Raw genomic sequence first — 24,719 nt, 5'->3', positions numbered from 1 at the left:
TGTCAAACCGTCGGGATCAACCCCAGCGCCTCGAGATCACGCACGTACTTCGCGACGAGATCGCGCGACAGGTGCGGGATGTCGTCGATGTCCGCCAGTGCCGACCCCGGTGTCGACGTGTCGCGGACCGCGGCACGGAACACCTCGGCCGGCAGGGGTGACCCGGCGGTCGGCAGGTCCGGCCGCGCGTAGGCGTGCCGCAGCGGCAGCACCGAGGCGGACCGCTGCGCCGACGGCAGGGACTCGAGCGCGTCGGAGAACTCGGCGAACCACGTGTCGTAGTCGGCGATGCGCCGAATCGTTCTGCCGGACTGGATGATCCAGTCGACGACGGTGTCGAGAGAGATGCCGTCGTCGTGCGGATTGAGCACGTCGAAAGTCCGGTGTCCCGACGTCGCGCTGCCACCGAGCTCGGTGATCGCCGCTGCGGTGAAATCGGCGGGGAGTCCGTCGTAGTGTGCGCGCGGCCGCCCTGCATCGTCGACGGGTGCGCCCGTGTCCTGCCGGTAGAACGTCTCCGGGGCGATTCCGGTGGCGATCAGCGACAGCACCGTGCGGGTGAAGATGTCCGGGACGTTGAGCTGACCGGTCCACCGGGGATGCGCCAGGATCATGTCCGAACGGAAGACGGTCACGGGGAGTCCGAAGGCGTCGGAGGCGTTGCGCAGCACCACTTCACCCGCCCACTTGGAGGTGCCGTATCCGTTGGCGTACGACTCGTCGAGGGCGCGGACCGGACTGATCTCGCGGATGTCGCCGTCCTCGGAGAAGGCCTCGACGCCCGCCGCGACGGCCACGGTGGACAGGTAGGTCACCGGCTTGAGGTGATGCGTCAGGGCGAGCCGGGCGATCTCGGCGGTGCCGATCACGTTGGGGCCGAACAACTGCTCGTACGGCAGCGCGTGATTGACGAGCGCCGCGGGATGCACGATGCGGTCGACCCGCTCGGCCAGCGACGCGTACTCCTCGTCGCTCACGCCCAGGTTCGCCTCGCCCACGTCGCCGACGACGACCTCGAGCGCGGTGTCGGCCAGCGTCGTCCACCGCGACCACAGGGCCGGGTCGCCGGTGTCGAACGCGGTGTCGAGACGGGCACGAGCGTCCGCCGCGGTGCGTCCGCGCACGAGGCACACGACGGTGCCGCCGACCGCGGCCTGGCGTTCGAGCCACTCCAGGCACAGGAAGCGCCCGAGGTATCCGTTGGCGCCCGTGAGCAACACGGTCCGGGTGTCGGTGTGCACCGGTCCCACGTCAGCCGCGGACGAGAGGAACTCGTCGCCGAGGACGGCGCTCAGCGTCAGCTGATCGGCACGGGCCTGCGTCGCGTGCGCTCCGTGCACCGAGGCGAAGGTCGCGGCTCCCGTGGCATCCGCGTCGCCGCGTCGCCGCTCGATGTGGGTCGCGATCGCCGCGAGGTCGGACGACGGCGCGATGACGACCGTGACGGGGACGTCCACCTCGAAGATGTCCTGCAGCAGGGTGGCGAACGTCAACGCGGACAACGAGTCACCGCCGAGGTCGGTGAAGTGCGCATCGGGTGAGACCTCCGTGCCGGCGCATCCCAGCAACGCCGCGGCGGCCTCGCCGACGGTCTCCAGGACGGGTGCGTCGGCGCCGCGGCGGCGTAGTTCGCTCATCTTCGCCGTCTGGCCCTCGTCGATCTCGCGGTACCTGTCCTCGAGCGCCTCGCCGTAGCGCGCCGTCAGAGCGGGACGCAGCTGCTTGTTCGCTCCCGAGAGCAGACCGTTCTCCTGCGTGAAGGGCTCCGCGGCCAGGACGATGTCGCGCGGAACCTCGTAGGACTCGAGCTGCTCCTCGCGCGCGAGGGCCTGCAGGGAGTCGAGCACGGTGGCGGTGTCGGCTCCGTCGGCGGGCACGACCACGGCGAGGAGGTAGGACCGCTCGCCGCTGCCGTGCAGATGGATCTGGTCGACGGCGTCGGCGGACGCGTAGATCGACTCCAGGCGCGAGAGGGCGACGAACTCGCCCTGCGCCAGTTTCAGCACGTTCTTGCGGCGATCGACGTACACGAGATGGTCCGGCTCCGTCTCCGCGACCACGTCCCCGGTGCGGTAGAAGCCGTCCGCACTGAACATCTCGGCCGTCACGTCCGGCCGCTTGTAGTAGCCGGGCACGAGGGAATCGGTCTTGAGGAGAAGCTCACCGCGCGGGTAGGGGCGGTCGGTCACCGCGTACCCGAGCTCCGGAACGTCGTCGAGGCGGTACTCGAGCACCGGCGGCCGCTGGACGACGCCGTCGAACAACACCATGCCGGCCTCGGTGGAGCCGTAATTGTTCTGCACCGTCGTGTCCAGGAGTTCGGAGACGAAGTCGATGACCTCGGGGGAGGTCGGCGCGGTACCCACCACTGCGGAGAGGATGCGGCCACCGAGAGTGGTGGATCGCATGTCCTCGAGGACCTCGGCGCGGACGGCGTCCGCGCTCTCGCCGGTGCGGTGCGCCCGGGTCTCGATGCGTCCGAGGGCTGTCTGACGCAGTAGATCGCACACGCGGGGAACCAGCATGGCCACGGTCGGCCGGGCGAGTGCGTAGTCGTCGAGAAGCGTGGACAGATCGCTCGAACTCGCGAAGTACACGATGCCGCCGGCTGCCAGGGTCGTGAACACCACCGCGCGCCCGGCGAGATGGCTCATGGGCAGGTAGTCCAGCGTGATCGCACCGGGTCGCCCGGCCTCGTCGGACTCCGCGCTCTGGTCGTACCAGTGGGACTTCGACCACAGGCGCGAGACGATGCGCTGGGTGTGGATGGCGCCCTTCGGGGTCCCGGTACTGCCGGAGGTGTAGATCAACGTGGCGATCCGGTCGGGATCGACGGCCTCGGGGCCGGCGAGCCGGGGGAGAGTGCGACCGCGTGCGATCGCCTCCCGCAGTGTCTCGATCGCGAGCACCGTGCCCGGTGCGGATCGTCGAGCCTCGGCGAGACGGTCCTCGTCGTCGTTCACACGGTCGTCGTGGTCGAGGACGACGATGCGGCGGATGCTCGGGCACTCGGCGGCCACAGCCGTGGCGGTGGACAACTGTTCGTTGTCGACGACGAGTGCGACAGGCTCGACCTCGGCGGCGATGTCGGCGAGGCGTCCGGGAGCGGCGCCGGACTGGAGGGGAACGGCAACGGCACCGATCCGGACCGTCGCCAGTTCGGCGACGACGTAGTCGGCACCGGCGAATCCCAGGGTCGCGACGAAGGTGTCCGGAGTGGCGACGTCGCCGAGTGCGGTCGCGAGATCGAGGGCATCGGACCACAGCGATCCATAGGTGATGGTGTCCATGCGCTGCTGGAGCCGACGCACCCGGCGACCGTCGTCCGCGGGCTCGACGTCGTACGCCCGGCGACCCAGCGCGGGCCGGTCTGCGTAGCGGTCCATGACCACCTCGACCATGGCGTGCAGATCGGGCGTCAGGTCCGCCACCTGTGCCGACACCGCGGGATCGGCGGCCGCGGCGCGCACCTCGGCGTCGGTGTCGAACAGGTGTGCCGCGCGGGCGGCGACAGCGTCGGTCCGTGTGTCTCTTGATGTGATGGTGCTGGTCATGCTGTGTTTCCCCCTCTGATCGACGTCGCGCGGTCCCCGTCGCGCGGTATATCGTTACTCGAAGTAAGAGTAAGCCCTCGCGGACCTCCGGAAACGTGATGTGCGACATAGCGTGCCCGAGATGTCCGGTGCGCCAGAAACTTCCGGGTCCGCGGTGCCGCGATCGATCGAGCGCAGGCGCGGTGCGGGATACTGGGGAAGTGCCGGAGAAGATGCCGACGTCCAGGGTGGCCCGGGGCGCCGAGGTGGGTCGCCTCGTCGCGGGTCGCACGGCGCGTAACGCCACCATGCGAGTACGCATGGCGGGTCGCACCGAGGAACTGCGTGCCGCCCTCACGGCGAAGGAGGCGGTCCGCTCGGCCGAACGGCTGGTGACCGTCCTGGGCGGTCTCCGCGGAGCGGCGATGAAGCTGGGCCAGATGCTGTCGATGCTGGACCTGTCGTTCGTCCCCGACGAGCACCGCGACGAGTTCCACCGCAAGCTCGCCGAGTTGCAGAGCCGCGCGCCCACCGTCTCGTTCGACGACGTGCGCACTGTGATCGAGGCGGATCTGGGCGAGTCGATCGAGTCGCTCTACGCCGAGTTCGACGAGAGCCCGTTCGCCGCCGCGTCGATCGGTCAGGTGCATCGTGCCCGCTTGCACGACGGCCGGGAGGTGGCCGTCAAGGTGAAGTACCCCGGTATCGACGACGCGGTGCGGGCCGACCTGAAGAATCTGTCGTTCTACGTCAAGCTGTTGCCGGCGTCGATCCCGATGCTGTCTTCCCGTGCCGTCGTCGACGAGTTGCGCCGAAACCTCGAGGCGGAACTCGACTACCCGGCGGAGGAGCGGACGCAGCGCCGCGTCGCGGCACTGTATCGGGAGCACCCGCACTTCTTCATCCCGGACACCGTGCCGGAGCGGTGCGGCGCGGCGGTCCTGACGACCGAGTTCGTCGACGCGGTGCCGTTCGACGAGATCCGTGCGATGTCGGCGGAGGTGCGAGACCGGGTGGGTGAGACGGTGTTCCGCTTCTACATCGGGTCTCTGCACACGCTCGGCGAGTTCTGCGGTGACCCCCATCCGGGCAATGTCCTGCTGGCTCGGGACGGGCGCGTCACCTTCGTCGACTTCGGTCTGTACCTGCGGATGAGTCCGGCGGACGTCCGTTTCGAGAGAGAGTGCCTGCGAGCGGCGATCGAGGGGCGCGGAGACGATCTGCTCATCGCCATGTCCGCGCGGGGGATTCTCGACCCCGGCGCCGCCGTGACGGCGAGCGATTGTCTCGACTACGTCTGCGCAGCAGCGGAACTCAGTCTGAACGACGGGTCGGTCACCGTGACGCCAGAGATGGCGGGGGCGTGTTTCGTCCTCGCCGTCGACCCGCGATCGGGCAGTTTCGGCACCATGACCAAGCAGTGGTTGCCGCCCGAGCACGTCTTCTCCCGTCGCGCGGACTTCCTGACGTTCGGCATCCTCGGGCAACTTCGTGCCACCGCGAACTGGGGGCGGATCGCGCGCGAGTGGTTGTACGACGAACCGCCGAGCACCGCCATGGGTGTGGACATCGCCGCATGGCAGCCACCGCCCGCGTGAGGGAACGCATCCTCGCGGCGGCGGTGCGACGCCTCGAGCTCGGTGGTTTCGACGGCGTGACCATCAGTTCCGTGGCCGACGAGGCCGGTGTCTCCCGCCCGACGGTGTACGCGCACTTCGGTACCCGCGACGCCCTGGTGTCGGACGCGTTGCAGGACGTGAGTTCGCGTGTCATCGGGTCCGTCGTGTCCGCGGTCGGCGAGCGGGAGTCGGTGTCCGAGTTCGTCGTCGAGGCCATGGTCGCCGCGCGTGCGGCGTTCCGGTCGTCGCCGGCGTTGGCGCCGCTGGTGCATCCCGGCCGTGGAACGGTGATCTACGACGGATCCGCCTTCGGGATCGACGCGCTGAGCCTGACGCGGTCCTTCCTCACGCCTCTGGTGGGAGCGCCCGCCGAGGCCGGCGGCGACCTCGACGAAGTCGCCGACCTCTGCATCCGCATGTTCCTGTCCGTGGTGCAGTTCGACAGCGAGGCGACCCGCTCCGACGACGCGCTCCGGGGCTATCTGCGCCGCCGCCTCGTGCCGGTCCTCGACCTGCCCGGCGCGTGACCCACCCGGCCGAGACCCTCCCGGACTTGACAATCTTTACGGGTATGTCAAAGGTGTAAACCCTCCGGGGGGACAAGCAGATCCGGACTGCCCAGCAGTGCGCTCACGAGGCGTGGGGCTCACATCATCCGCATCTCGCGCATCGGGGACTCATGCCATCGTTCGACCGTCGATCCTTCCTGTCCGCATCCGCCGCCTCGGCCGTGGCCGCCACGCTCGCGGGAGTGCTTCGACCTGCTCTCGTGAACGCCGTTCCGGCGGGGACCGACGGTTCCGGGCCGGTTCCACCCGACTTCCCGCCGGGAATTCCGCTGTTCCGGCAGCGGTACCAGAATTGGTCGAAGGAGATCGTGGTCGACGCGGTGTGGACGTGTTCGCCGCGATCCGCCGACGACGTGGTGACGCTCGCGAACTGGGCTCACGCCTCCGGTCACCGGCTGCGGCCGCGCGGCGCGATGCACGGGTGGACCCCGTTCACCATCGAGAACGGCGAGAACCTGGACCGGGTCGTGCTCGTGGACACCATGACCGCGCTGACCGGTGTCACCGTGGACACCGCGTCGTCCACCGTCACCGCCGGTGCCGGCGCGACTCTGTCCGACGTCCTCCAGGCGCTGGAGGACCACGGTCTCGGATGGTCGAGTGTGCCCGCGCCGGGGGTTCTGTCCATCGCGGGCGCTCTGGCTGTCGGGGCGCACGGCGCCGTGGTACGCGCAGTGGGAGAACAGGTTCCGATCGGTTCGTCGTCGGGATCCTTGAGCAATCTGGTGACCTCGATGACGGTGGTCGCGTGGAACGGGACCGGGTACGCACTGCGGACCGTCGCCCGGTCGGAGGCCGACGCGCCGGATCTCGCGGTCCATCTCGGCCGAGCGTTCGTCACCGAGGTGACGATGCAGGCGCATCCGGCGACTCCTCTGCGATGTGAGAGCATCACCGATATCGGCTGGGCGGAGTTGTTCGGAGCGCCGGGGGCACCGGGGCGTACGTACGTAGATTTCCTGGACCGGTCCGGCCGCGCGGAGGCGATCTGGTACCCGTTCACCGACACTCCGTGGCTCAAGGTGTGGACGCCGACTCCCGTGCGACCGCCGTCCTCCCGCGAGGTCGACGGACCGTACAACTACACGTTCTCCGACACCCTCCCGGAAGCGGTGTCCGACGCGATCGGTGCTGTCGTGTCCGGGCGGACGGAACTGACGCCCGCGTTGGGTCAGGTGTTCCTCGCGACGACGGTGGCGGGGCTCGCGGCCACGGGGTCGTCGGACATCTGGGGAGCGCCGAAGAACACGCAGTTCTACATCCGTCCGAGCACACTGCTCCTGACGGAGGGCGGCGGTGCGGTGATCACGGCTCGCGCGAACGTGGCTGCGGTCCTGCACGACTTCACCCGCTGGTTCCGAGAGCGCACCGAGCACTACGCGTCCCTGAGGCAGTTCCCGATCAACGGCCCAGTCGAGATCCGGTGCTGTGGTCTCGACCAGGGCTCGGACGTCCTCGTCGACTCGGCCGGCCCGCCGACGATCTCGGCCATGCGTCCGGTACCCGATCGTCCCGAGTGGGACACGGCGGTGTGGCTCAACGTGCTGGGCATTCCGGGAACGCCCGGGATGTTCGCGTTCTATCGCGAGATGGAGCAGTGGATGCGAGAACGTTTCGACGGTGCCGATGCGGTGTTCCGGCCGGAGTGGTCCAAGGGGTGGGCGTTCGACGAGGACCGCCCCTACCGAGACGTGCAGGCGCTCACGGCCACCATCCCCGACTCGTTCCGCGACGGGTACTCGGGCGAGCGGGACTGGGACTCCGTCGTCGGCACCGTCGACCGACTGGACCCGCACCGCGTGTTCGGCAATGCCTTCCTCGACCGATTCGTCCGGTGACGTGGTGATGCGGGCCACAGGAGCGGCGAGAACGTTGACGTGGGTAAGGATCGGTGCCTAGTTTAAAACAGCTGTTTCAAACTAGCTGAGAAGAGACGCGACCCATGTCCTCACCCATCGCTGCCACGGCCGAGACGGAGGAGACCGGAACCGGACGCATCGTCGCGGTACTGGCCTTCGCCGGCATCACGGTCGCCCTGATGCAGACGCTGATCATCCCGCTGGTTCCCCAGCTCCCCGCTCTGGTGAACGCCTCGGCCGCGAACACCGCGTGGGCCATCACGGCCACCCTGCTGGCGGGTGCGGTCGCCGTTCCCGTGACCGGCCGACTCGGCGACATGGTGGGCAAGCGGCGCATGCTGCTGGTCAGCCTGGCGCTGCTCGTCGCCGGATCGGTGGTCGGTGCCCTTGCGAACAGCCTCGTGCCCCTCGTCGTGGGGCGGGCACTGCAGGGTCTCGCCGCCGGTGTGATTCCCCTCGGCATCAGCGTGATGCGGGACGTGTTGCCTCGCCACAAGCTTCCCGGTTCGATCGCGCTGATGAGTGCGTCGCTCGGAGTGGGCGGCGCCCTGGGTCTTCCGGCCGCGGCGATCATCGCCGAGTACGCGGACTGGCATTTCCTGTTCTGGACGGCGGCTGCGCTCGGCGCACTGGTGGCGGTCGCCGTGGTCGTCGTCGTTCCCGAGTCGACGGTGCGCACCGGCGGCACGTTCGACATCGGTGGAGCGCTCACGCTGTCGGTCGCCCTGGTGACCCTGCTGCTCGGGATCTCGAAGGGTTCCGACTGGGGGTGGAGCAGCGCGTCGATCCTCGGCCTGCTGCTGGTGTCCGTCCTCGCGTTCGCGGCGTGGATCGTGTGGGAACTGCGCACTCCCCAGCCACTGGTGGACCTGCGGGTCTCGCTGCGGCGGCAGGTGCTGTTCACCAACGCCGCGTCGATCATGCTCGGTTTCGCGATGTTCGCACTCAGTCTCGTTCTGCCGCAGATCCTTCAGTTGCCCGCCGCGACCGGTGTCGGCCTGGGTCAGTCGATCCTCGTCGCGGGCCTGGTGATGGCGCCGTCCGGACTGATCATGATGGCCGTCGCGCCGGTGTCCTCGCGCATCACTACCACGCGCGGACCGAAGATCACGCTCATGGCCGGCGCGGCGACGGTTGCCGTCGGCTACCTGCTGGGCATCGTGATGATGGGCGCGGTGTGGCAGCTGATCGTGGTCTCGCTCGTCATCGGTGCGGGCATCGGACTGGCGTACGGAGCGATGCCCGCCCTGATCATGTCGGCGGTGCCCGCCTCCGAGACAGCGGCGGCCAACAGCTTCAACACGCTGATGCGGTCCCTCGGAACGTCGTTCGCCAGTGCGGTCGCGGGGGTCGTTCTCGCGTCGATGACCGTGTCGTTCGGATCCACCGCGGTGCCGTCCGAGGCCGCCTTCCGGATCACCATGGCCATCGCCGCCGGCGCGGCGATCCTCTCGGTCGTACTCGCCTCCTTCCTTCCGCGTCACCAGGACGGCGAGGGCGAGGCGTCGGAGGTCGTCGGAGGTGCCGTCACCGACCGGGCCACCGAGACGGTGGAATGAGCCAGGCCCGGTCGACGCGAGCCCCGTCCGCGCGCTCCGAGGTGACGCGCGAGGCGATTCTGGGTGCCGCTGAGCGGCTGTACGCGGAGAACGGTGTCGTGTCGGTGTCGAACCGTCAGGTCGGCGACGCGGCGGGGCAGAGCAACAGCGCCGTGGTCGGTTACCACTTCGGCAGCAAGGAGGATCTCGTCCGCGCGATCGTCGTCCGCCGGACGGGCGACGTCGAACGGATCCGCTCCGGCCACGTCGCGGCGATCGGAGAGGGTGCCGACCTGCGAGCGTGGGTGTCGGCACTGGTCCTGCCGTCGACGCAGTACTTCGCCGAGCTCGGCGCCCCCACCTGGTACGCGCGCTTCGCCTCCCAGGTCATGACGGACCCGGTGCTGCGGCCGATCCTGGTGGACGAGGCACTGTCCTCGGCGACGCTGCGAGAGACGGTGGCCGGCGTAATCTCGTGTCTGCCCCCGATTCCTGCCGACGTCCGCTCGGCCAGAGGGGCCATGGCGCGCACTCTGCTGACGCACGTGATGGCCGAACGAGAGGCGGAGTTCGCCGCGTCGGGCGCCGATCCGACGGCGTACTGGACCGCGTGCGGCATCGACCTCGTCGACGCCATCGTGGGGATCTGGTCCGCTCCTGCCTCCCGCTGACGTCGCGACGCGTCGTCAGCGGGCTCGCCGCGCCGACGACCGGGCACCCGTCGACCTAGACTTTCCGGATGCAGACTGCCGGGAACAGGCTCGAGCGACGGAAGGCGCGCACGCGCCAGGCTCTCGTGGACGCCGCGCGCGAGATGATCGCCGACGGGCGTTCCTCCACCGCGAGCATCGCCGACATCACGGCCGCCGCCGACGTCGGGTTCGGGAGCTTCTACAATCACTTCGAGGACAAGCCCGCACTCTTCGCCGCTGCCGTGGAGCAGGTTCTCGAGCAGATGGGGGAGACGCTCGACGGAGTCTCGCCGCGCTCGGACGATCCGGTGCAGATCTTCTGCGACGCCGTCAGGCGGACCGGTCGTGCCGCCGTATCGCATCGTCAGGCCGCGGAGATCGTCGACCGGTCGGGGTTCGCGTTGCTCGACGCGCCCGGTGGTCTCGGGCCGCGGGCCCGCCGGGATCTCGCGGCGGCGGTGGACGCCGGACGACTCGAGATCGAGGACCTGTCTCTCGCGACGGCGATGACGGCGGGTGTGCTGTTCGCCCTGGTGCACCGGTGGCTCGAGGACCCGGGCTCCGTCGACGATCGCCGGATCGACGACGCAGCGGAGCGGCTGCTGGTGATGCTAGGAACGGACCCCGACACCGCTCGGGCAGTGGCGCACACGGACCTGGAGATGCCACAGATCTCCTGACGATTCGGGACCGTCCCGACCCTGCGACGTCTTCCCGTGACGGCGAGTACCTGATAACCTCTGTCACAGTTAGTCACGGAGATGTACCCGCCCACGGAAGGACGACGCCATGACCAGCACACTCGACCCGGAACTCACCGTCTCGGACGCCGAGGACGTGTCTGCTCGGCTGCTCGATTCCGTCGCAGCGCTCTCGTACGACCCCATGCAGGAGGTCGACTGGGAGGCTCCTCTCGACCCGGAGCAGTTCGGCCTCAATCCTGAGTGGAGCACCCTCTACGGCACTGATCTGTGGAAGGAGATGACGCCCGAACAGCGCGTCACCCTCACCCGCCACGAGGTCTGCTCGATCATGAGCACCGGCATCTGGTTCGAGATGATCCTGCAGCAGATGGTCCTGCGTGATCAGTACTGCAGCGACTCGTCGTCCTCGGACTTCCAGTTCGCGCTCACCGAGATCGCCGACGAGTGCCGCCACTCCCTGATGTTCGCCAAGGCGTGCCGCACCATGGGCATCAAGGCGTATGTCCCGCGCCGGCTCAGCATCGAGCTCGGTCGTGGCTTCAAGACCCTCGCCGTGTCGGAGGCCGCCTACGGCGGCATCCTCGTCGCCGAGGAAGTGCTCGACGTCATGCAGCGCGACTGGATGCGCGGCGAGAACGTGCTCCCGTTGGTGCGCACCACCAGCAAGATCCACGTCGTCGAGGAGTCGCGGCACATGACGTTCGCGCGTCAGCAGATGCGCGAGAACATGGCGGGAATCTCCGCCGCCCGCCGTAAGTCCGCGGCCCTGCTCATCGCCATCGCCGCCCGAGTCATCGTGTCCAACATGGTGAACAAGGACGTCTACGCCGCGGCCGGTCTCGACCGGGACCGTGCCGTGCGCGAGGCGAAGAACAACACGCACCACCACGTCATGATGCGCACGAGCAGCCAGCACCTGATGGCGTTCCTCAGCGACTGTGGACTGCTGACCAAGCCCGCTGCGGCCGTCTACCGCACCATCCACATGGTCTGACGCTCCCATGGCCTTCGCGATCACCCAGAACTGTTGCAACGACGCATCGTGTCTGTCGGTCTGTCCGGTCAACTGCATCCACCCGACGCCGGACGAGCCGGACTTCGGCAAGACCGACCTGCTGTACATCGATCCGCGGTCCTGCATCGACTGCGGCGCCTGCGCGGACGCGTGCCCGGTGGACGCGATCACGCGGGTGTCGCGGCTGTCGCCGTCGCAGGCGATCTACGCGGAATTGAACGCCGACTACTACCGGGACCGGCCGGTCGATCATGCATGGGGCGCACCGACGTTCCCGCCGGCGGACATAGGCTCCGTGTCGCTGAAACGGGTCGCCGTGGTGGGAACCGGGCCGGCCGCCTGCTACACCGCGACGGCGCTCCTGCGGCAGACCGATGCCGCGGTGACCTTCTTCGACAAGCTGCCCGTGCCGGGTGGTCTCGCGAGATACGGTGTGGCACCGGATCATACGAGTACCCGGCGCATCGGTGAACACTTTCGGTCGCTGTTCGTGCACTCGCGCGTGACGATGCGCCTCGGCGTCGAGGTCGGGGTCGACGTCACGGTGGAGGAACTCTCGCGGACCTTCGACGCGGTGGTCTACGCGGTGGGTGCCGATCAGGACAGGCAGCTTCCCCTCGAGTCCGAGGTCGTCCCGATGAGTGCCCGCACCCTCGTCGGCTGGTACACCGGTCACCCCGACGTCCCCGCCGACGCCGTGGATCTGCGCGGCGTGACGCGCGTCGTCGTGATCGGCAACGGGAACGTGGCGCTCGACGCGGCGCGAATTCTGACAGCTCCCGTCGAGGACCTCGTGGACACGGACATCTCGGCCCACGCGCTCGCGGCGCTACGGGACAGTGCGGTGCGGGAGGTCACCGTGCTCGGTCGACGCGGTCCCGAGGTCGCCGCCTTCACCCGGTCCGAGTGCCAGGCGCTCGTCGATCGCACATCGGTGCCCGTTCTGGTCGCGGGCGACGACGATCTCTCCTCGGTCCTGGCGGCGCTGCCGCTGTCCGCGTCCGCTGCACCGCTCGCCGCCGCACCGCGCGCCGACGAGGCCGAGACGGGTGACGGCGCGCCGCGCATCGTCTTCTCGTTCGGGCGCGCACCGGTGGCGGTACGCCCGGGAGCGCTCGACGTCCGCGGATCCGGCACGTCCGACGCGGGGATCGCGAGCTCGATTCCCGCCGATCTGGTGCTGCAGGCGACCGGGTATCGCGGGTCCGCCCTGCCCGGACTTCCCTTCGACGTGGACCGCGGAACCGTGCGCAACGTCGAGGGTCGCGTCGTGGACTCCGAGGACCGCCCGGTGGCCGGGGCCTACGTCGTGGGATGGGCCAAGCGTGGCGCCACGGGGGGTATCGGCGACAACAAGCTCGATGCCGAGCGCACCGTCGAGCTGATGCTCGCGGACTCCCTCTCCGCAGCCACGTCGTCGCGTCGCGAGACGGCCGGCAGACGACCATTGTTCGGCCGCGCCGGCCGATAGGCGAGCCGTTCCCGCGCTCCACTCCCGGGTCTCCAGCAGCCCCGGACCGTACCTCTCGGGAGGTGTGGTCCGGGGCTGACTGCGTTCCGAGGTGTCGGTGTGGCGCTGTGAGAGCGCCCGAGTGGCCGTCGTGGAGCGCGAATTCGCCACGAATCGCCGACCCGCCGTTCGTGGCTTTTCACGAAATTCAGTCTGCTTCGTCGGTGCAGTTCTACGAGGAGTCACCAAAGCGACCCGGAATACGAACGGGTAACTCGGATATAGGTTGTCGTAACGGGTCAATGACCTGCGGTTCGTTCTCGGGCCTCGAAAAGGGCACATCCGTCGCACGTCACCGATTTCGGGGCGGAATCCACTTTTTGCTCGGGAAGCGGGACAATAAGTGTGTGGATTCGTCGTCCGGCGAGTCCGTGGTCTGTTGGTCGGGGCGCCGGACGGCGATCCGACAACTCTGTCCGAGAGGTGTCCGATGTCGACGACTCTGCTCGCCCCCACCCGCCTGATCACACAAGGGAGCACGCGCCTTGCAGATCGTGATAGTGGGACCGTTCTGGTGATGAGTTCCCCGTCCGCCGATCGTGGGCTCTGGGACGAGTACCTCGCCTGCGCCACGCGGTCCTACGAGCGCCACGGAGTGGGCGTCGCGCTCGACGTCGAGAGCGTCGCCGACGGTGCGGACACCGCTGTGTTCTACGCGGCCGTGGACCGTGCGGGGCAGGTCGTCGCCGGCGTCCGCGGCCAGGGCCCGTACCTCAGCGTGGACCAGTCGCACGCTCTGGTGGAGTGGGAGGGCAACGCCGCTCGGCCCGACGTCGCGGAACTCATCCACGGTCGACTGCCCGCCGGTGTCGTGGAGATGAAGACCGCGTTCGTCTCCGCGGACGCCGAGCATCCCGGTGCGCTCTCCGCGCTGCTGTCCCGTACGGCGCTGCCCACGATGGTCTTCACGGGCGCCCGGTACGTCATGGCCACGGCGGCCGATCACGTGCTGCGACGGTGGGAGTCCGGCGGCGGCCGCGTGGCCGAGAACATCGCCCCGGCCGCGTACCCCGACGAGCGCTACCGGACCCGCATGATGTGGTGGGACCGGTTCTCGATCATGGACGACGTGACCGAGGACGTGTGGGCACGCATCACTCGCGAGACGGAGGTGCTGACGGGCCGCGATCTGGTTCTGGCGGCGTGATCGCCGGGGTCACCGGTACCAGTCGGCGAGCCACCGAGCGCAACGTCACTGCCGCCGCGAGCGGCAGGACCGCCGCGGCCGCCCACGGAACCGCCTCGCCTGCAGGCGTGTCCGGCATCGCGTCGATGATCGCGCCGAGCGCGACCGACCCCACGAGCACCCCGATCCCGCCCAGCGAGGCCAGCAGACCGTAGTACGAGCCCGTGCTGCGCTCCCGCGCCATCCGCGGGACCAGGTCGCGCGCGAACGGCATGGCGATCATCTGACCTACCGTCAGCAGCACGACGAACGCGGCGGGCCCCACGAGCCCTGCGGCACCCTCGGTGCCGAGCAGTGCGGCCACGGCCGCCGCGGCGAACGCGGTCGCCATGACGGCGAAACCCAGTGGGAGCACACCTACCAGCGGGAACCGGCGCAGTGCTCGGGTCACGCTCATCTGCCCGGCGACGACGAGTGCCGACGCCGCGGCGAAGAACCATCCCAGTGGTGCCTGCGATCCCCACACCTGCTCGACCCGCAGCGGCAGCAGGAGATAGAGCTGGTTGTACGCGACGAGCTGCGCGCTCATCGCGGCGGCGAAGACGAGGAACAGACGGTTGCGGGCGATCTCCCGCCAGTCGTCGAGCCAGGTGTCCGTGGTCGACTCGGCGCGTCGAGCTGGCAGCAGCACCACGTGCGCGAGCGTGATGACGACGAAGACCCCGGCCGCGACGAGGCAGGTCAGTCGGAAGTCCACCGCGAGCAGCGCGGAGCCCAGCAGCGGACCGGTGAACGCGCCGATCTGGCCGAACACGGTGAACAACGCGAACGCGTCCAGGCGGGACTGGCCACCCGCGCGTTCACCCTCGCCCGCTTCCAGCGCCACCGCGCTCTCGACGGCCGGCGAGAACAGCGCCGCGGCCACGCCGGTGAGCGCCGTGGCTGCGAGGACGGCCGGAAGGCTCTGGGCCAGAGCCAGTCCCACGAATCCGAGGACGCGCAGGACGCAGCCCGTCAGCACCACCGGTTTGACGCCGAGGCGGTCCGCCAGCGTTCCGCCGACGACGAAGAGTCCCTGCTGCGAGAACGTGCGGACTCCGAGCACGACACCGACCAGCGCGGCGCCGAGACCGAGGTCGGACGTCAGGTGCACGGACAGGTACGGCAGCACCATGAAGAAGCCGATGTTGAAGGCCATCTGCGTGAGGACGAGCAGTCTCACGGTGGGCGTGGCCGCACGGAGGTCGTGCCAGGGGAGCACTCGACCGCGGCGAGACGCCCTCAGCACGCGGAGACCGGGGTGGGACGGTCGGCCTGCGCGGCGGGACCGTCGGTGGACCGACGCCCACGGCGGGACCGGACGGCACTCGACATCGAGACCGCCGTGACCGACAGCAGTACGAGGCTCACCAGGGGCGCGAGGGCCACCCAGGGCGCCCGCTCCACCGTGGACACCCCGTCGGCCAGCACGAGACCCCAGTCGGGACTGGGTGGTTGCGGTCCGAGCCCCAGGAAGCCCAGGGCGGCGAGTGCCAGGGCGATACCCGGCAGCCGCACCACCCCGTGACGCAGAACGGCGGGACCGACCGCCGGCAGCACCGACCCGAACAGCACGCGCAGTCGACCCGCGCCGAGGGTGGGCAGGACGGCGACGTACGGCCTGGCCGCGACCTCGGCCGACAGCGCTGCAGTGTGCGCGGCCAGGGGTGCCCACGAGACCAGCAGGACAGCCACGGCTGCCGCCGCGGCGCCGGGGCCCACGACGGAGGCGACGATCACGCCGGCGATGACCGGTGGCGCGGCGTTGGTCACCTCGATCGGACCGGTGAACACCGATGCCGCCGAACCGAGAATCAGACCCACCAGCACACATCCCAGTGCGACCGTCGCGGACACGGTGACGGTGTGCGCCGCACCGTGAGCGACGCGGGCGAGCACGTCGCGTCCCGACGCGTCGGTGCCGAAGGGATGCGCGAGGGACGGTGGCAGGAACTTGCCTCGCGTGGTGGCGAACGGGTCGCGGGGCAGGCCGACGAGCACCATGGTGCCCAACGCACTCGCGGCGACGGCGGGCACGGCGAGCGGGAACCGACCCACGGCGACTCGTGCGGTGGGTACCGGGACGGCGTGATCGTGCACCGACCGGCCGAGCAGTGCCCGGCGGGCGGCCTGCGCGGCCACACCGATGAACACGCTGACCCCCATGAGCAGCAGGATGTCGGCCTGCAGCGCCGGAAGGTCCTGCGACTGAGCGTGTCCGAGCATCGATCGTCCGATCCCGGGGATGGCGAAGACGCGTTCGACCGCGACAGCTCCACCGAGCAGACCCACCATCACGAGGGCGATCTGGGACGTGAGCGACGAGGCCGCGCGACGCAGCACCGCACGGGCGAGCGTGCCGCGGTCCACGTCGGCGACCGTCCACGTGGTCACCCATGCCTCGGTGAACGACACCGACACGGCATCGGCGAGCAGACGGCCGAGCAGCCCGCCGGCCGGGAGACCGAGTGCGAGAGCCGGGAGGATCGCCGAGGTCGGGCCGGTCCAGCCGTAGGACGGGAGCGACAGCCACACACTGCCGACGATCACCGCGACGGACGCCAGCAGGAACTCCGGCACCGAGGTGAGAACCGAGGCGCCGACACCCGACGAGCGGGTGGGCCGCCCCCGTAGCCCGGCGCGCAGTGCCGGAGCCACGATCACCGTCGCCACCGCACAGGCCACCGCGAGGGCGAACCCCATCAGGGTCGTCGAGACGGCGAGCGCGTCGAGGGCGCCGGGAAGGACGGGCCTGCCGGTGTTCCACGACGTGCCGAGATCGCCCCGCAGAACTCCGCCGAACCACCTGCGCAGCAGCGTGATCGGACCCGCATCGAGTCCCAGATCGGCGCGGATCGCGGCGAGTGCGGCGGGTGTCGGCTCCTGGTCCGCGGAGCGCGCACGCAGGATCGACAACGCCGGGTCGCGGCCCGACAGCCACGGCAGCAGTGCGACCACCACGATCACGCCCGCGACGGACAGCAGGCGAGAGGCGGAGACGAGGACGCGGCCGGACGTCATCCGACCGTGGTCTCGGTGGTGACCAACATCCGTTCCCGCGGATCGCGCGCTGCACCCGACACCGACGCGGCCTCACCCTGCACGACGCGCTCGTGCAGCATCGGCACCACCGCATCGCGCTCGAGTATCAGCCGCTCCGCCTCGAGGACGGCGGCTCGGCGCGCTGCTCCCGGCTCGGTCGCCGAGGCGGTGGACAGAGCGGCGTCGACGGCGGGGTCGCAGAACTGCGCGATGGTGAAGGAACCGGCGCAGGCGAAGTCGGAGTACAGGTAGGCGACGGGGTCACCCGAGTCGAGCACGGTCGCCCGCGACAGGACGAACGCATCGAACGCGCCGGCGAGAGCATCTGCCTCGATGAACTGGTACTCCCGGACCACCTGCTCCACCACGAAACCGCGGGCCTCGAGCTCCTGCTGCAACAACACCGCCACCTCGGGCAGTTCCGCGCGATCGGTGAAGGTGCCCAAGGTGATCCGTCGCCCCGCGGGATCGCCGGCCGGGGCGGTCGTGCGTGCGGGCCGGTCCGCCGTCCACGGCAGGGCGGGACCCAGCAGTCCGCGGGCCACGTCGGCGCGGTCCTCGTAGACCTGGTCGACGAGTCGATCGGCGTCGACGGCCTCCCGCGCTGCGGCGCGCATCGACGGGTCGGCGAAGGCGCCCGTCCTGTTGTTCAGGTAGAGGGTGTTGGTGCGCGGCATGGGCACCTCGTGCACGAGAGCCGGATCGACCAGCGCCGCCTGCGACACCGGCACCGCCTCCACGATGTCGGCGGTACCGTTCCGCAGCGCCGCGGCCCGGGCCGTGCCGTCGGGGACGAAACTCACGTCGATGCCCATGGCCTTCGCCGGACCACCCCAGTAGTCGTCGTTGCGATCGAGTGTCGCCGTGGACGTGCCGTCGACGGCGGTGAGCACGAACGCACCGGTGCCGTGTCCGACGGGATCGACGGGACCACCGCCCGCGTACGCGCCCGGCGAGAGGATGGCCAGCTGGGGGCTCGACAGTCGTTGCGGTACCAGCGGATCCACCGTCGCGGTGCGCACGGTCACGGTGTCCGTGCCGTCCGCCTCGACGGTCATGTCGACACCGTCGAGAATGCGGGGCTTCGGCGAGGCGGTGGTGGCCGCGGTGAGTGCGGTGACCACCGCGGCGGCGTCGAGCGGCGTCCCGTCGTGGAACCGGACGTCGGGCCGCAGGTCGATGCTCCAGGTCGTGTCGTCCACGCGAGTCCATGAGGTGGCGAGGGCAGGCTGTGCCTCGCCGAGATCGTCCAGTACGACGAGGGTCTCGGCCGTCGACCATCGGGACAACTTGAAGGCGTCGTCGCTCAGCGGGGTCAGCCCGGAGCGCGGCGGCTGCAGCATCGCCACACGCACTCGGCCGCTCCCGTCGTCGGCGGACGGTGATGCCGCGAAACAGCCGGACAGCGCGAGCACCGACACGGTGAGAACGGCGGAGAGGGGCAGCATTCGGCGGGGGGACCGCATCATGGGCATTCTTTCGAGGGAAGGTCGGACGGAACGAACTACAGGTGCGCGCGGACGGGAAGACGAGGTACCGCATCGACCAGGGCGCGGGTGTGGGTGTGCTGCGGGGACCCGAGAACCGTGGTGGTGCAGCCAGTCTCGACGATCACGCCGTCGGCCATGACCAGAAGACGGTCACTCGTGCGGGCGGCGACGGCGAGATCGTGCGTCACCAGCAGCGACGCGGTGCCGTCGCGGTCGCACACGGTCTCGAGGACATCCAGGACGAGATCTCGCAGGGGCAGGTCGAGTCCACTGACCGGTTCGTCGGCGACGAGGTAGCGGGGTCGGCACGCGAGGGCGCGAGCGATGGCCACCCGTTGTCTCTGGCCGCCCGAGAGCTCACCGGTGCGGGCGCCGACCATCGACGCGGCCACCTCCACCGAGTCCAGGGCCGCGAGGGCGCGAGCGCGGTGATCGCCCTCGCACCGCAGCCACCGCAGCGGTGCGGCGACCGAGTCGAGCACGGTGCGACGCGGGTCCAGTGAGGAACCGGGATCCTGCGGAACGTACTGCACCTCGCGGCGGAACCAGCGGGTCGAGCGGGCCGGTCCCGGCCGGATCGCGGCGCCGTCGAGTGTCACCTCGCCGGAGTCGGGTGTCTCCATCGCCAGCAGCATCCGGAGCAGGGTCGACTTGCCCGAGCCGGAGGCGCCGACGAGTGCGATTCGCTCCGAGGGCGCGAGGGAGACGGTGACGTCGTCGACCGCGAGCGTGTGTCCGTCGTACCGGCGCGTCAGTGCGCGGCCGTGCAGACCGGGAGATCCCGACGTCACGATGCGACCGGGGCGGAGTGCAGCGCCGCGTCGGCGGACCGTGCGCGCGAGACGAGCCTCGCCGTGACGGGATGGCGCGGTGCTGCGAGAATGTCTGTGACGGTGCCTGTCTCGATGATAGTTCCCCGGTCGGCGACCACGACGCGGTCGCAGAGAGCGGCGGCGACGGCTAGGTCGTGCGTGACGAACAGCAGGGCGGGTCCTCGATCGCCGCCGGTCGCGGCGACGAGAGTCGCGACGACGGTGCTCTGGCTGACCACGTCGAGTGCCGTGGTGGGCTCGTCGGCCACGATCACCGGGGCGTTCGAGGCCAGAGCCATCGCGATGCAGACACGCTGACGCTGCCCGCCGGAGAGCTGGGCCGGACGCGCTGCCGCGATGCGCTCGGGATCGGTGAAAGCCATGCCCCGCAACAGTTCCTCTCGATCGGCACGTCGCCGACTCGCCTCGCCGCGATGGCGCAGTGCGAGATCGAGCTGCCGTCCGACGGTGCGGAAGGGGGCGAGTGCGGACGACGCGTCCTGGAAGACCATCGCCGCCCGGGCGTCACGGGGACGGCGGGGGACGGGCGTGCCCGCCACGTCGTGACCACCGATGCGCACGTGACCGGCGACGACCAGGTCGGGAGGAGTGACGCCGACGACGGCGGATGCGATCACGGATTTCCCGGAGCCGGACGCGCCGACCAGTGCGACACGGTGTCCCGCAACGACATCGAACGAGATGCCGGTCACGAGCGTGGTGACGCCGACCCGGACGGTCAGGTCCTCGACCTCGAGCACGGTGGTGTTCCTCCGCCTTCTGTCGATACTGATAATCGTTGTCGTCGAGACAGTAGGGGTTCGTGACGATGGGGGCAAACCGGCCGACGTCGCCCGTCCGATCCGACAACGGTTGTCGGTAACGCTATGATCGCTGCACGTCGTCCTCGCAGGCGATCCACCGTCACCGATCCGCAGCTGCTCGCAGTGCGGTGCAGAGGGAGTCCCACCATGATGTTTCCCGTCATCGCCAAGGCGGCGTCCACCGTCGTGACCGGGGTCGTGGGCGTCGCGGCCTACAACGGTGTGAAGAAGGTCGTCGAGCGTGCACCGCTGCGCGAGGCTGCCGTCCGGGTCACCGAGGTGAGCCTGCGGGGGGTGCGCAAGGCGGAGGTCAAGGCCGAGTCCGCCCGTCTCGCGGTCTCCGACGTGGTCGCCGAGGCGAAGGATCGCATGGGTGAGGAGGTGCGGCCCCCGGCGGCGTCCGACGTCGGTCACGGCCACGACCACTGAGCGCCGACGTGAGCACCGCGGTCGCCGCTCGCACGGACACCGATCCCGCCGAGACGCCGACACCCGCAGCACCCGAGGTCCTGTCCCACGGCGCCGGCAGGATGCGCGTCCGACTCGACTGGATCGCCGGCAGTGACGTCCGCGCGGTCGCGGTCGAGGACTTTCTCGACGCCGTTCCCGGTGTCCGCGCCGTGCACGCGTTCCCTCGGACGGCGTCCGTCGTCGTCTGGTACTCCCGCTCCCGTACCGACGCCGCGTCGGTGCTGGCCGCGCTGACGGCCGTACCCGCGGCGACCGCGCTCACGCCGGGCCAGGCCGCGGTGCGCACACCACGGTCGGCAGACGTCGGTACCGGCGAGCTGCTGCGCATGACGGTGGGCGGAGCGGCCCTGGTCCTGCTGGGCCTGCGCCGGTACGCGCTGCGCCGACCTCCCGTGCTGGGCCCCACCAGTCGGCTCGTCGCCACCGGGGTCACCGTCTTCACCGGCTATCCCTTCCTGAAGGGCGCCGTGCGGTCCCTCACGGGAGGCCGCGCGGCCGGAACGGACGCCCTGGTGTCCGCGGCGACGGTCGCGAGCCTCGTCCTGCGTGAGAACGTCGTCGCCCTCACCGTGCTGTGGCTGCTGAACATCGGCGAGTACCTCCAGGAGTTGACGCTGCGCCGCACCAGGCGTGCCATCTCGGATCTGCTCAGCGGCACCCACGACACCGCGTGGATCCGGACCGGTGACGGTGCCGAGGTCTCCGTGGACATCGACTCGCTCGAGGTCGGCGACGAGGTCGTGGTGCACGATCACGTCGGAGTCCCGGTCGACGGCACCGTGATCGAGGGCGACGCCGTCGTCGACCAGTCCGCCATCACCGGCGAGACGCTGCCGGTCACTGTGACCGTGGGGACCCGGCTGTCGGCCGGATCCGTCGTGTTGCGCGGCCGCGTCGTCGTCCGCGCGTCGGCCGTGGGTCGCGACACGGCGATCGGCCGCATCATCGCCCGGGTCGAAGAGGCGCAGGAGGATCGCGCGCCCATCCAGACGGTGGGCGACAACTTCTCCCGTCGCTTCGTGCCCGCGTCGTTCCTGCTCTCGGCCGCCACGCTGCTCGTCACCCGTGACGTCCGCCGGGCCATGACCATGCTGCTCGTCGCGTGCCCGTGCGCGGTCGGTCTGTCCACCCCCACCGCCATCAGCGCTGCCATCGGCAACGGTGCCCGGCGCGGAATCCTCATCAAGGGCGGGTCCCACCTCGAACAGGCAGGCCGTGTCGACGCCGTCGTCTTCGACAAGACGGGAACGCTGACGGTCGGGCGCCCGGTGGTGACCAACGTGATCGCGTTCCACGACGCGTGGGAGCCGGAGCAGGTGCTCGCCTATGCGGCCAGCTCCGAGATCCACTCTCGGCATCCGTTGGCGGAAGCCGTGATTCGCAGTACCGAGGAACGTCGCATCGAGATTCCACCGCACGAGGAGTGCGAGGTGCTCGTCGGGTTGGGCATGCGGACCGTCTCGGACGGCCGGACGCTGCTGCTGGGCGGTGCGTCGCTGCTGCGCAGAGAGAACGTCGAGGTCTCCGAGGAGGCGTCCGACTGGGTGTCCCGTCTGCAGCACCGTGCCGAGACGCCTCTGCTCCTCGCGGTCGACGGCGTGTTGGTCGGGCTGGTCAGTCTGCGCGACGAGATCCGCCACAACGCCGCCGAGGTACTGCGCGCGTTGCGGGCCGACGGTGTGCACCGCATCGTGATGCTCACCGGGGACAACCCGGCCACGGCCGCCGCCGTCGCGGCCGAGCTCGGTATCGACGAGTGGCGCGCCGAGGTCATGCCCGAGGACAAGCTCGACGTCGTCCGCGCCCTGCAGGCCGAGGGCCACATCGTCGCGGTCGTCGGCGACGGCACCAACGACGCGCCGGCGCTCGCGGCCGCGGACATCGGCATCGCGATGGGCGCCGCCGGGACCGACGTCGCGGTGGAGACCGCGGACGTCGCTCTCGCCGGGGACGACCTGGCGCGACTGCTCGACGTGCGCGCGCTGGGGCGGCGCTCGGTGGCCGTCATCCGCCAGAACTACGCCATGTCGATCGCGGTCAACGCGATCGGGCTGGCCGTGAGTGCCGGCGGAGCGCTGTCACCGGTACTCGCGGCGATCCTGCACAACGCGTCGTCCGTCATCGTCGTCGGAAACAGCGCGAGACTCATCGAGTACAGGCCCGGATCCGGGTAGGTTCGACAGGATGACGACCACCGCACCGCGCACCACCGCAGCACCCGTCGGACCACTCGATCTCTTCGCCGCCGACTCCCTGCTCGACGAGGACGAGCGGGACATCGCGGCCACGGTCCGCGCGTTCGTCGACAAGCGGCTCAAGCCCGAGGTGGGGGACTGGTTCGAGGCCGGCGCGCTGCCGCGGGAGATCGCTCGCGAGTTCGGCGGCATGGGTCTGATGGGCATGCACCTCGAGGGGTACGGCTGCGCCGGGACCAACGCGGTGAGCTACGGCCTCGCGTGCATGGAACTCGAGGCGGGTGACAGCGGGTTCCGGAGTTTCGTCTCCGTGCAGGGCTCGCTGTCCATGTTCTCGATCCACCGGTACGGGTCGGAGGAGCAGAAGCAGGAATGGCTCCCGCGTCTCGCCACCGGGGAGGCCATCGGATGTTTCGGACTGACCGAGGCCGACTTCGGTTCCAACCCGTCCGGGATGCGCACCCGTGCGCGACGGGACGGCGACGACTGGATCCTCTCCGGCTCCAAGATGTGGATCACCAACGGCACCCTGGCCGACGTGGCGACGGTGTGGGCGCGGACCGACGAGGGCTTCCGTGGGTTCGTCGTGCCCACGGACGCACCGGGATTCGCCGCGCACGCCATCGGTAAGAAGCTGTCGCTGCGCGCCTCGGTGACAGCGGAACTCGTCTTCGACGACATCCGGCTCCCGTCGTCGGCGATGCTGCCCGGTGCCACCAGCCTCGGAGCTCCGCTCTCCTGCCTCAGAGAGGCGCGGTTCGGCATCGTGTTCGGCGCTCTCGGCGCAGCGCGGGACAGCCTCGAGACCGCCATCGCGTACGCGAATTCTCGCGAGGTGTTCGACCGGCCGCTCGCGAGTTTCCAGCTGACGCAACAGAAGCTGGCCGACATGACCCTCGAGCTCGGCAAGGGGTTCCTTCTCGCCGTCCACCTCGGCAGGATCAAGGACCGCGGTGAGATCACGCCGGATCAGGTGAGTCTGGGCAAGCTCAACAACGTCCGCGAGGCCATCGCCATAGCCCGCGAGTGCCGCACGATCCTGGGCGGTAGCGGCATCACTCTGGAGTACTCACCTCTGCGGCACGCCAACAACCTGGAGTCCGTGCTCACGTACGAGGGGACCAGCGAGATGCACATGCTGTCCATCGGTAAGGCGCTGACGGGACAACAGGCGTTCCGCTGACCTGTCACCGCTTCTTCGCGGTCTGCTTCCTGTTCTCCTTGTCGATGGCGTCGACCAACTCGTCCTTGGTCATCGTCGAGCGGCCGTGAACGTCGAGGTCGCGAGCGACCTCCTCGAGATGCTTCTTCGACGCGTTCGCGTCGACGCCGCCCGCGCTGCGGCCCTTCGGATTCGGGCCGCCGCTCTCGGCGCGCTCGTCGGAGGGGCCTTTCTCGTCCTTCGGCTCCCAGTGGTCGCCCACCTTCTCGTAGCTGTGCTTCAGCGAGGAGTAGGCGACTCGGTGCGCCCGCTGCTCGTCGTCGTATTCCTCCTCCGCGGAGTCGAGTGTCTTCGCGAAGGTGCGCTGCGCCTTCTCGTCCGATTTCTGCAGGGTGGAGGGCAACTCCGACTCGATGGGCTTGCCGTCGTCGTTCGTGGTGGGCACGACTGCCTCCTTCTCTCTGGTCCTGACGTCGGGTCTCGTGTCCAGGTGGCCTACCCGCGTCCCGAGGCGCGAAA

At 69.8% G+C, this 24,719-nt stretch carries 19 protein-coding genes; 12 read left to right on the top strand and 7 right to left on the bottom strand.

Annotated features, from left to right (window positions below):
• Positions 1-2: 2 nt before the first annotated feature.
• Positions 3-3,554, bottom strand: coding sequence for a carboxylic acid reductase (car, locus tag OHB23_RS18685; RefSeq protein ID WP_328810132.1), 3,552 nt, complete (start codon positions 3,552-3,554; stop codon positions 3-5).
• A gap of 200 nt (positions 3,555-3,754) precedes the next feature.
• On the opposite strand from car, the gene OHB23_RS18680 reads away from it, so the two are divergent.
• The 9 genes from OHB23_RS18680 to OHB23_RS18640 all read left to right on the top strand — a co-directional run bounded on the left by OHB23_RS18680 (position 3,755) and on the right by OHB23_RS18640 (position 14,186).
• Positions 3,755-5,131, top strand: a complete 1,377-nt coding sequence (locus OHB23_RS18680) for an ABC1 kinase family protein (RefSeq protein WP_027503994.1) — start codon at positions 3,755-3,757, stop codon at positions 5,129-5,131.
• Positions 5,110-5,679, top strand: a complete 570-nt coding sequence (locus OHB23_RS18675) for a TetR/AcrR family transcriptional regulator (protein ID WP_056447269.1) — start codon at positions 5,110-5,112, stop codon at positions 5,677-5,679. The genes OHB23_RS18680 and OHB23_RS18675 overlap by 22 nt, the downstream gene beginning before the upstream one ends.
• A 152-nt stretch (positions 5,680-5,831) precedes the next feature.
• The gene (locus OHB23_RS18670) at positions 5,832-7,559 is read left to right on the top strand and encodes a cholesterol oxidase substrate-binding domain-containing protein (RefSeq protein ID WP_328810131.1); all 1,728 of its coding nucleotides are present in this window, start codon (positions 5,832-5,834) and stop codon (positions 7,557-7,559) included.
• A gap of 104 nt (positions 7,560-7,663) precedes the next feature.
• On the top strand, positions 7,664-9,139 hold the full coding sequence (locus OHB23_RS18665; RefSeq protein WP_051612940.1) for an MFS transporter: 1,476 nt from the start codon (positions 7,664-7,666) through the stop codon (positions 9,137-9,139).
• Complete coding sequence (locus tag OHB23_RS18660; protein ID WP_328810130.1) at positions 9,136-9,789, top strand: TetR/AcrR family transcriptional regulator; 654 nt, start codon at positions 9,136-9,138, stop codon at positions 9,787-9,789. The genes OHB23_RS18665 and OHB23_RS18660 overlap by 4 nt, the downstream gene beginning before the upstream one ends.
• A 68-nt stretch (positions 9,790-9,857) precedes the next feature.
• On the top strand, positions 9,858-10,490 hold the full coding sequence (locus tag OHB23_RS18655; protein ID WP_056447278.1) for a TetR/AcrR family transcriptional regulator: 633 nt from the start codon (positions 9,858-9,860) through the stop codon (positions 10,488-10,490).
• A 109-nt stretch (positions 10,491-10,599) separates the two neighbouring features.
• Positions 10,600-11,508, top strand: a complete 909-nt coding sequence (locus tag OHB23_RS18650; RefSeq protein ID WP_027503990.1) for an AurF N-oxygenase family protein — start codon at positions 10,600-10,602, stop codon at positions 11,506-11,508.
• A gap of 7 nt (positions 11,509-11,515) precedes the next feature.
• Positions 11,516-13,000, top strand: coding sequence for a 4Fe-4S binding protein (locus OHB23_RS18645; RefSeq protein WP_328810129.1), 1,485 nt, complete (start codon positions 11,516-11,518; stop codon positions 12,998-13,000).
• Between the two features lie 556 nt (positions 13,001-13,556).
• On the top strand, positions 13,557-14,186 hold the full coding sequence (locus tag OHB23_RS18640; protein WP_328810128.1) for a hypothetical protein: 630 nt from the start codon (positions 13,557-13,559) through the stop codon (positions 14,184-14,186).
• Here the strand turns inward: OHB23_RS18640 and OHB23_RS18635 are convergent.
• The 5 genes from OHB23_RS18635 to OHB23_RS18615 are packed head-to-tail and all read right to left on the bottom strand — an operon-like array spanning position 14,134 to position 20,309.
• Complete coding sequence (locus OHB23_RS18635; protein WP_328810127.1) at positions 14,134-15,453, bottom strand: MDR family MFS transporter; 1,320 nt, start codon at positions 15,451-15,453, stop codon at positions 14,134-14,136. The two genes, OHB23_RS18640 and OHB23_RS18635, sit on opposite strands and share 53 nt — an antisense overlap.
• A complete protein-coding gene (locus OHB23_RS18630) occupies positions 15,447-17,225 on the bottom strand; it encodes an ABC transporter permease subunit (protein ID WP_328810126.1) in 1,779 nt (592 codons plus the stop codon). The genes OHB23_RS18635 and OHB23_RS18630 overlap by 7 nt, the downstream gene beginning before the upstream one ends.
• Positions 17,222-18,715: an ABC transporter substrate-binding protein gene (locus OHB23_RS18625; RefSeq protein WP_328810125.1), complete on the bottom strand. Its 1,494-nt coding sequence runs from the start codon at positions 18,713-18,715 to the stop codon at positions 17,222-17,224. Before OHB23_RS18625 ends, OHB23_RS18630 begins: the two co-directional genes overlap by 4 nt.
• Positions 18,716-18,750: 35 nt before the next feature.
• Complete coding sequence (locus OHB23_RS18620) at positions 18,751-19,527, bottom strand: ABC transporter ATP-binding protein (protein WP_328810124.1); 777 nt, start codon at positions 19,525-19,527, stop codon at positions 18,751-18,753.
• Positions 19,524-20,309 (bottom strand): ABC transporter ATP-binding protein, encoded by a 786-nt coding sequence (locus tag OHB23_RS18615; RefSeq protein WP_328810123.1) that lies wholly within the window; start codon positions 20,307-20,309, stop codon positions 19,524-19,526. Before OHB23_RS18615 ends, OHB23_RS18620 begins: the two co-directional genes overlap by 4 nt.
• Before the next feature lie 210 nt (positions 20,310-20,519).
• On the opposite strand from OHB23_RS18615, the gene OHB23_RS18610 reads away from it, so the two are divergent.
• From OHB23_RS18610 to OHB23_RS18600, 3 genes are all read left to right on the top strand, one after another.
• Positions 20,520-20,801 carry a DUF1490 family protein gene (locus OHB23_RS18610; RefSeq protein WP_056447595.1) on the top strand — a complete coding sequence of 94 codons (282 nt, stop codon included), beginning with the start codon at positions 20,520-20,522 and terminating at the stop codon, positions 20,799-20,801.
• 101 nt (positions 20,802-20,902) lie between these two features.
• Positions 20,903-23,017: a heavy metal translocating P-type ATPase gene (locus OHB23_RS18605; RefSeq protein ID WP_222628871.1), complete on the top strand. Its 2,115-nt coding sequence runs from the start codon at positions 20,903-20,905 to the stop codon at positions 23,015-23,017.
• A 10-nt stretch (positions 23,018-23,027) separates the two neighbouring features.
• Positions 23,028-24,221 (top strand): acyl-CoA dehydrogenase family protein, encoded by a 1,194-nt coding sequence (locus tag OHB23_RS18600; protein WP_328810121.1) that lies wholly within the window; start codon positions 23,028-23,030, stop codon positions 24,219-24,221.
• 4 nt (positions 24,222-24,225) lie between these two features.
• Here OHB23_RS18600 and OHB23_RS18595 read toward each other — a convergent pair whose 3' ends face one another.
• On the bottom strand, positions 24,226-24,645 hold the full coding sequence (locus OHB23_RS18595; RefSeq protein WP_222638235.1) for a ChaB family protein: 420 nt from the start codon (positions 24,643-24,645) through the stop codon (positions 24,226-24,228).
• Positions 24,646-24,719: the final 74 nt, after the last annotated feature.

The organism is Rhodococcus sp. NBC_00294, assembly GCF_036163995.1.
In the GTDB taxonomy this organism is placed as follows: Bacteria; Actinomycetota; Actinomycetes; order Mycobacteriales; family Mycobacteriaceae; genus Rhodococcoides.
The sequence above is the reverse complement of the archived record's forward strand: the minus strand, read 5'-3'. Positions and strand labels throughout refer to the sequence as shown.

What these genes read in the sequence shown, in the direction of transcription:
- car (WP_328810132.1), bottom strand. Translation starts at nt 3,554, where the DNA reads ATGACCAGCACCATCACATCAAGAGACACACGGACCGACGCTGTCGCC.
- OHB23_RS18675 (WP_056447269.1), top strand. Translation starts at nt 5,110, where the DNA reads ATGGCAGCCACCGCCCGCGTGAGGGAACGCATCCTCGCGGCGGCGGTG.
- OHB23_RS18670 (WP_328810131.1), top strand. Translation starts at nt 5,832, where the DNA reads ATGCCATCGTTCGACCGTCGATCCTTCCTGTCCGCATCCGCCGCCTCG.
- OHB23_RS18665 (WP_051612940.1), top strand. Translation starts at nt 7,664, where the DNA reads ATGTCCTCACCCATCGCTGCCACGGCCGAGACGGAGGAGACCGGAACC.
- OHB23_RS18660 (WP_328810130.1), top strand. Translation starts at nt 9,136, where the DNA reads ATGAGCCAGGCCCGGTCGACGCGAGCCCCGTCCGCGCGCTCCGAGGTG.
- OHB23_RS18655 (WP_056447278.1), top strand. Translation starts at nt 9,858, where the DNA reads ATGCAGACTGCCGGGAACAGGCTCGAGCGACGGAAGGCGCGCACGCGC.
- OHB23_RS18650 (WP_027503990.1), top strand. Translation starts at nt 10,600, where the DNA reads ATGACCAGCACACTCGACCCGGAACTCACCGTCTCGGACGCCGAGGAC.
- OHB23_RS18645 (WP_328810129.1), top strand. Translation starts at nt 11,516, where the DNA reads ATGGCCTTCGCGATCACCCAGAACTGTTGCAACGACGCATCGTGTCTG.
- OHB23_RS18640 (WP_328810128.1), top strand. Translation starts at nt 13,557, where the DNA reads ATGAGTTCCCCGTCCGCCGATCGTGGGCTCTGGGACGAGTACCTCGCC.
- OHB23_RS18630 (WP_328810126.1), bottom strand. Translation starts at nt 17,225, where the DNA reads ATGACGTCCGGCCGCGTCCTCGTCTCCGCCTCTCGCCTGCTGTCCGTC.
- OHB23_RS18625 (WP_328810125.1), bottom strand. Translation starts at nt 18,715, where the DNA reads ATGATGCGGTCCCCCCGCCGAATGCTGCCCCTCTCCGCCGTTCTCACC.
- OHB23_RS18610 (WP_056447595.1), top strand. Translation starts at nt 20,520, where the DNA reads ATGATGTTTCCCGTCATCGCCAAGGCGGCGTCCACCGTCGTGACCGGG.
- OHB23_RS18605 (WP_222628871.1), top strand. Translation starts at nt 20,903, where the DNA reads ATGCGCGTCCGACTCGACTGGATCGCCGGCAGTGACGTCCGCGCGGTC.
- OHB23_RS18600 (WP_328810121.1), top strand. Translation starts at nt 23,028, where the DNA reads ATGACGACCACCGCACCGCGCACCACCGCAGCACCCGTCGGACCACTC.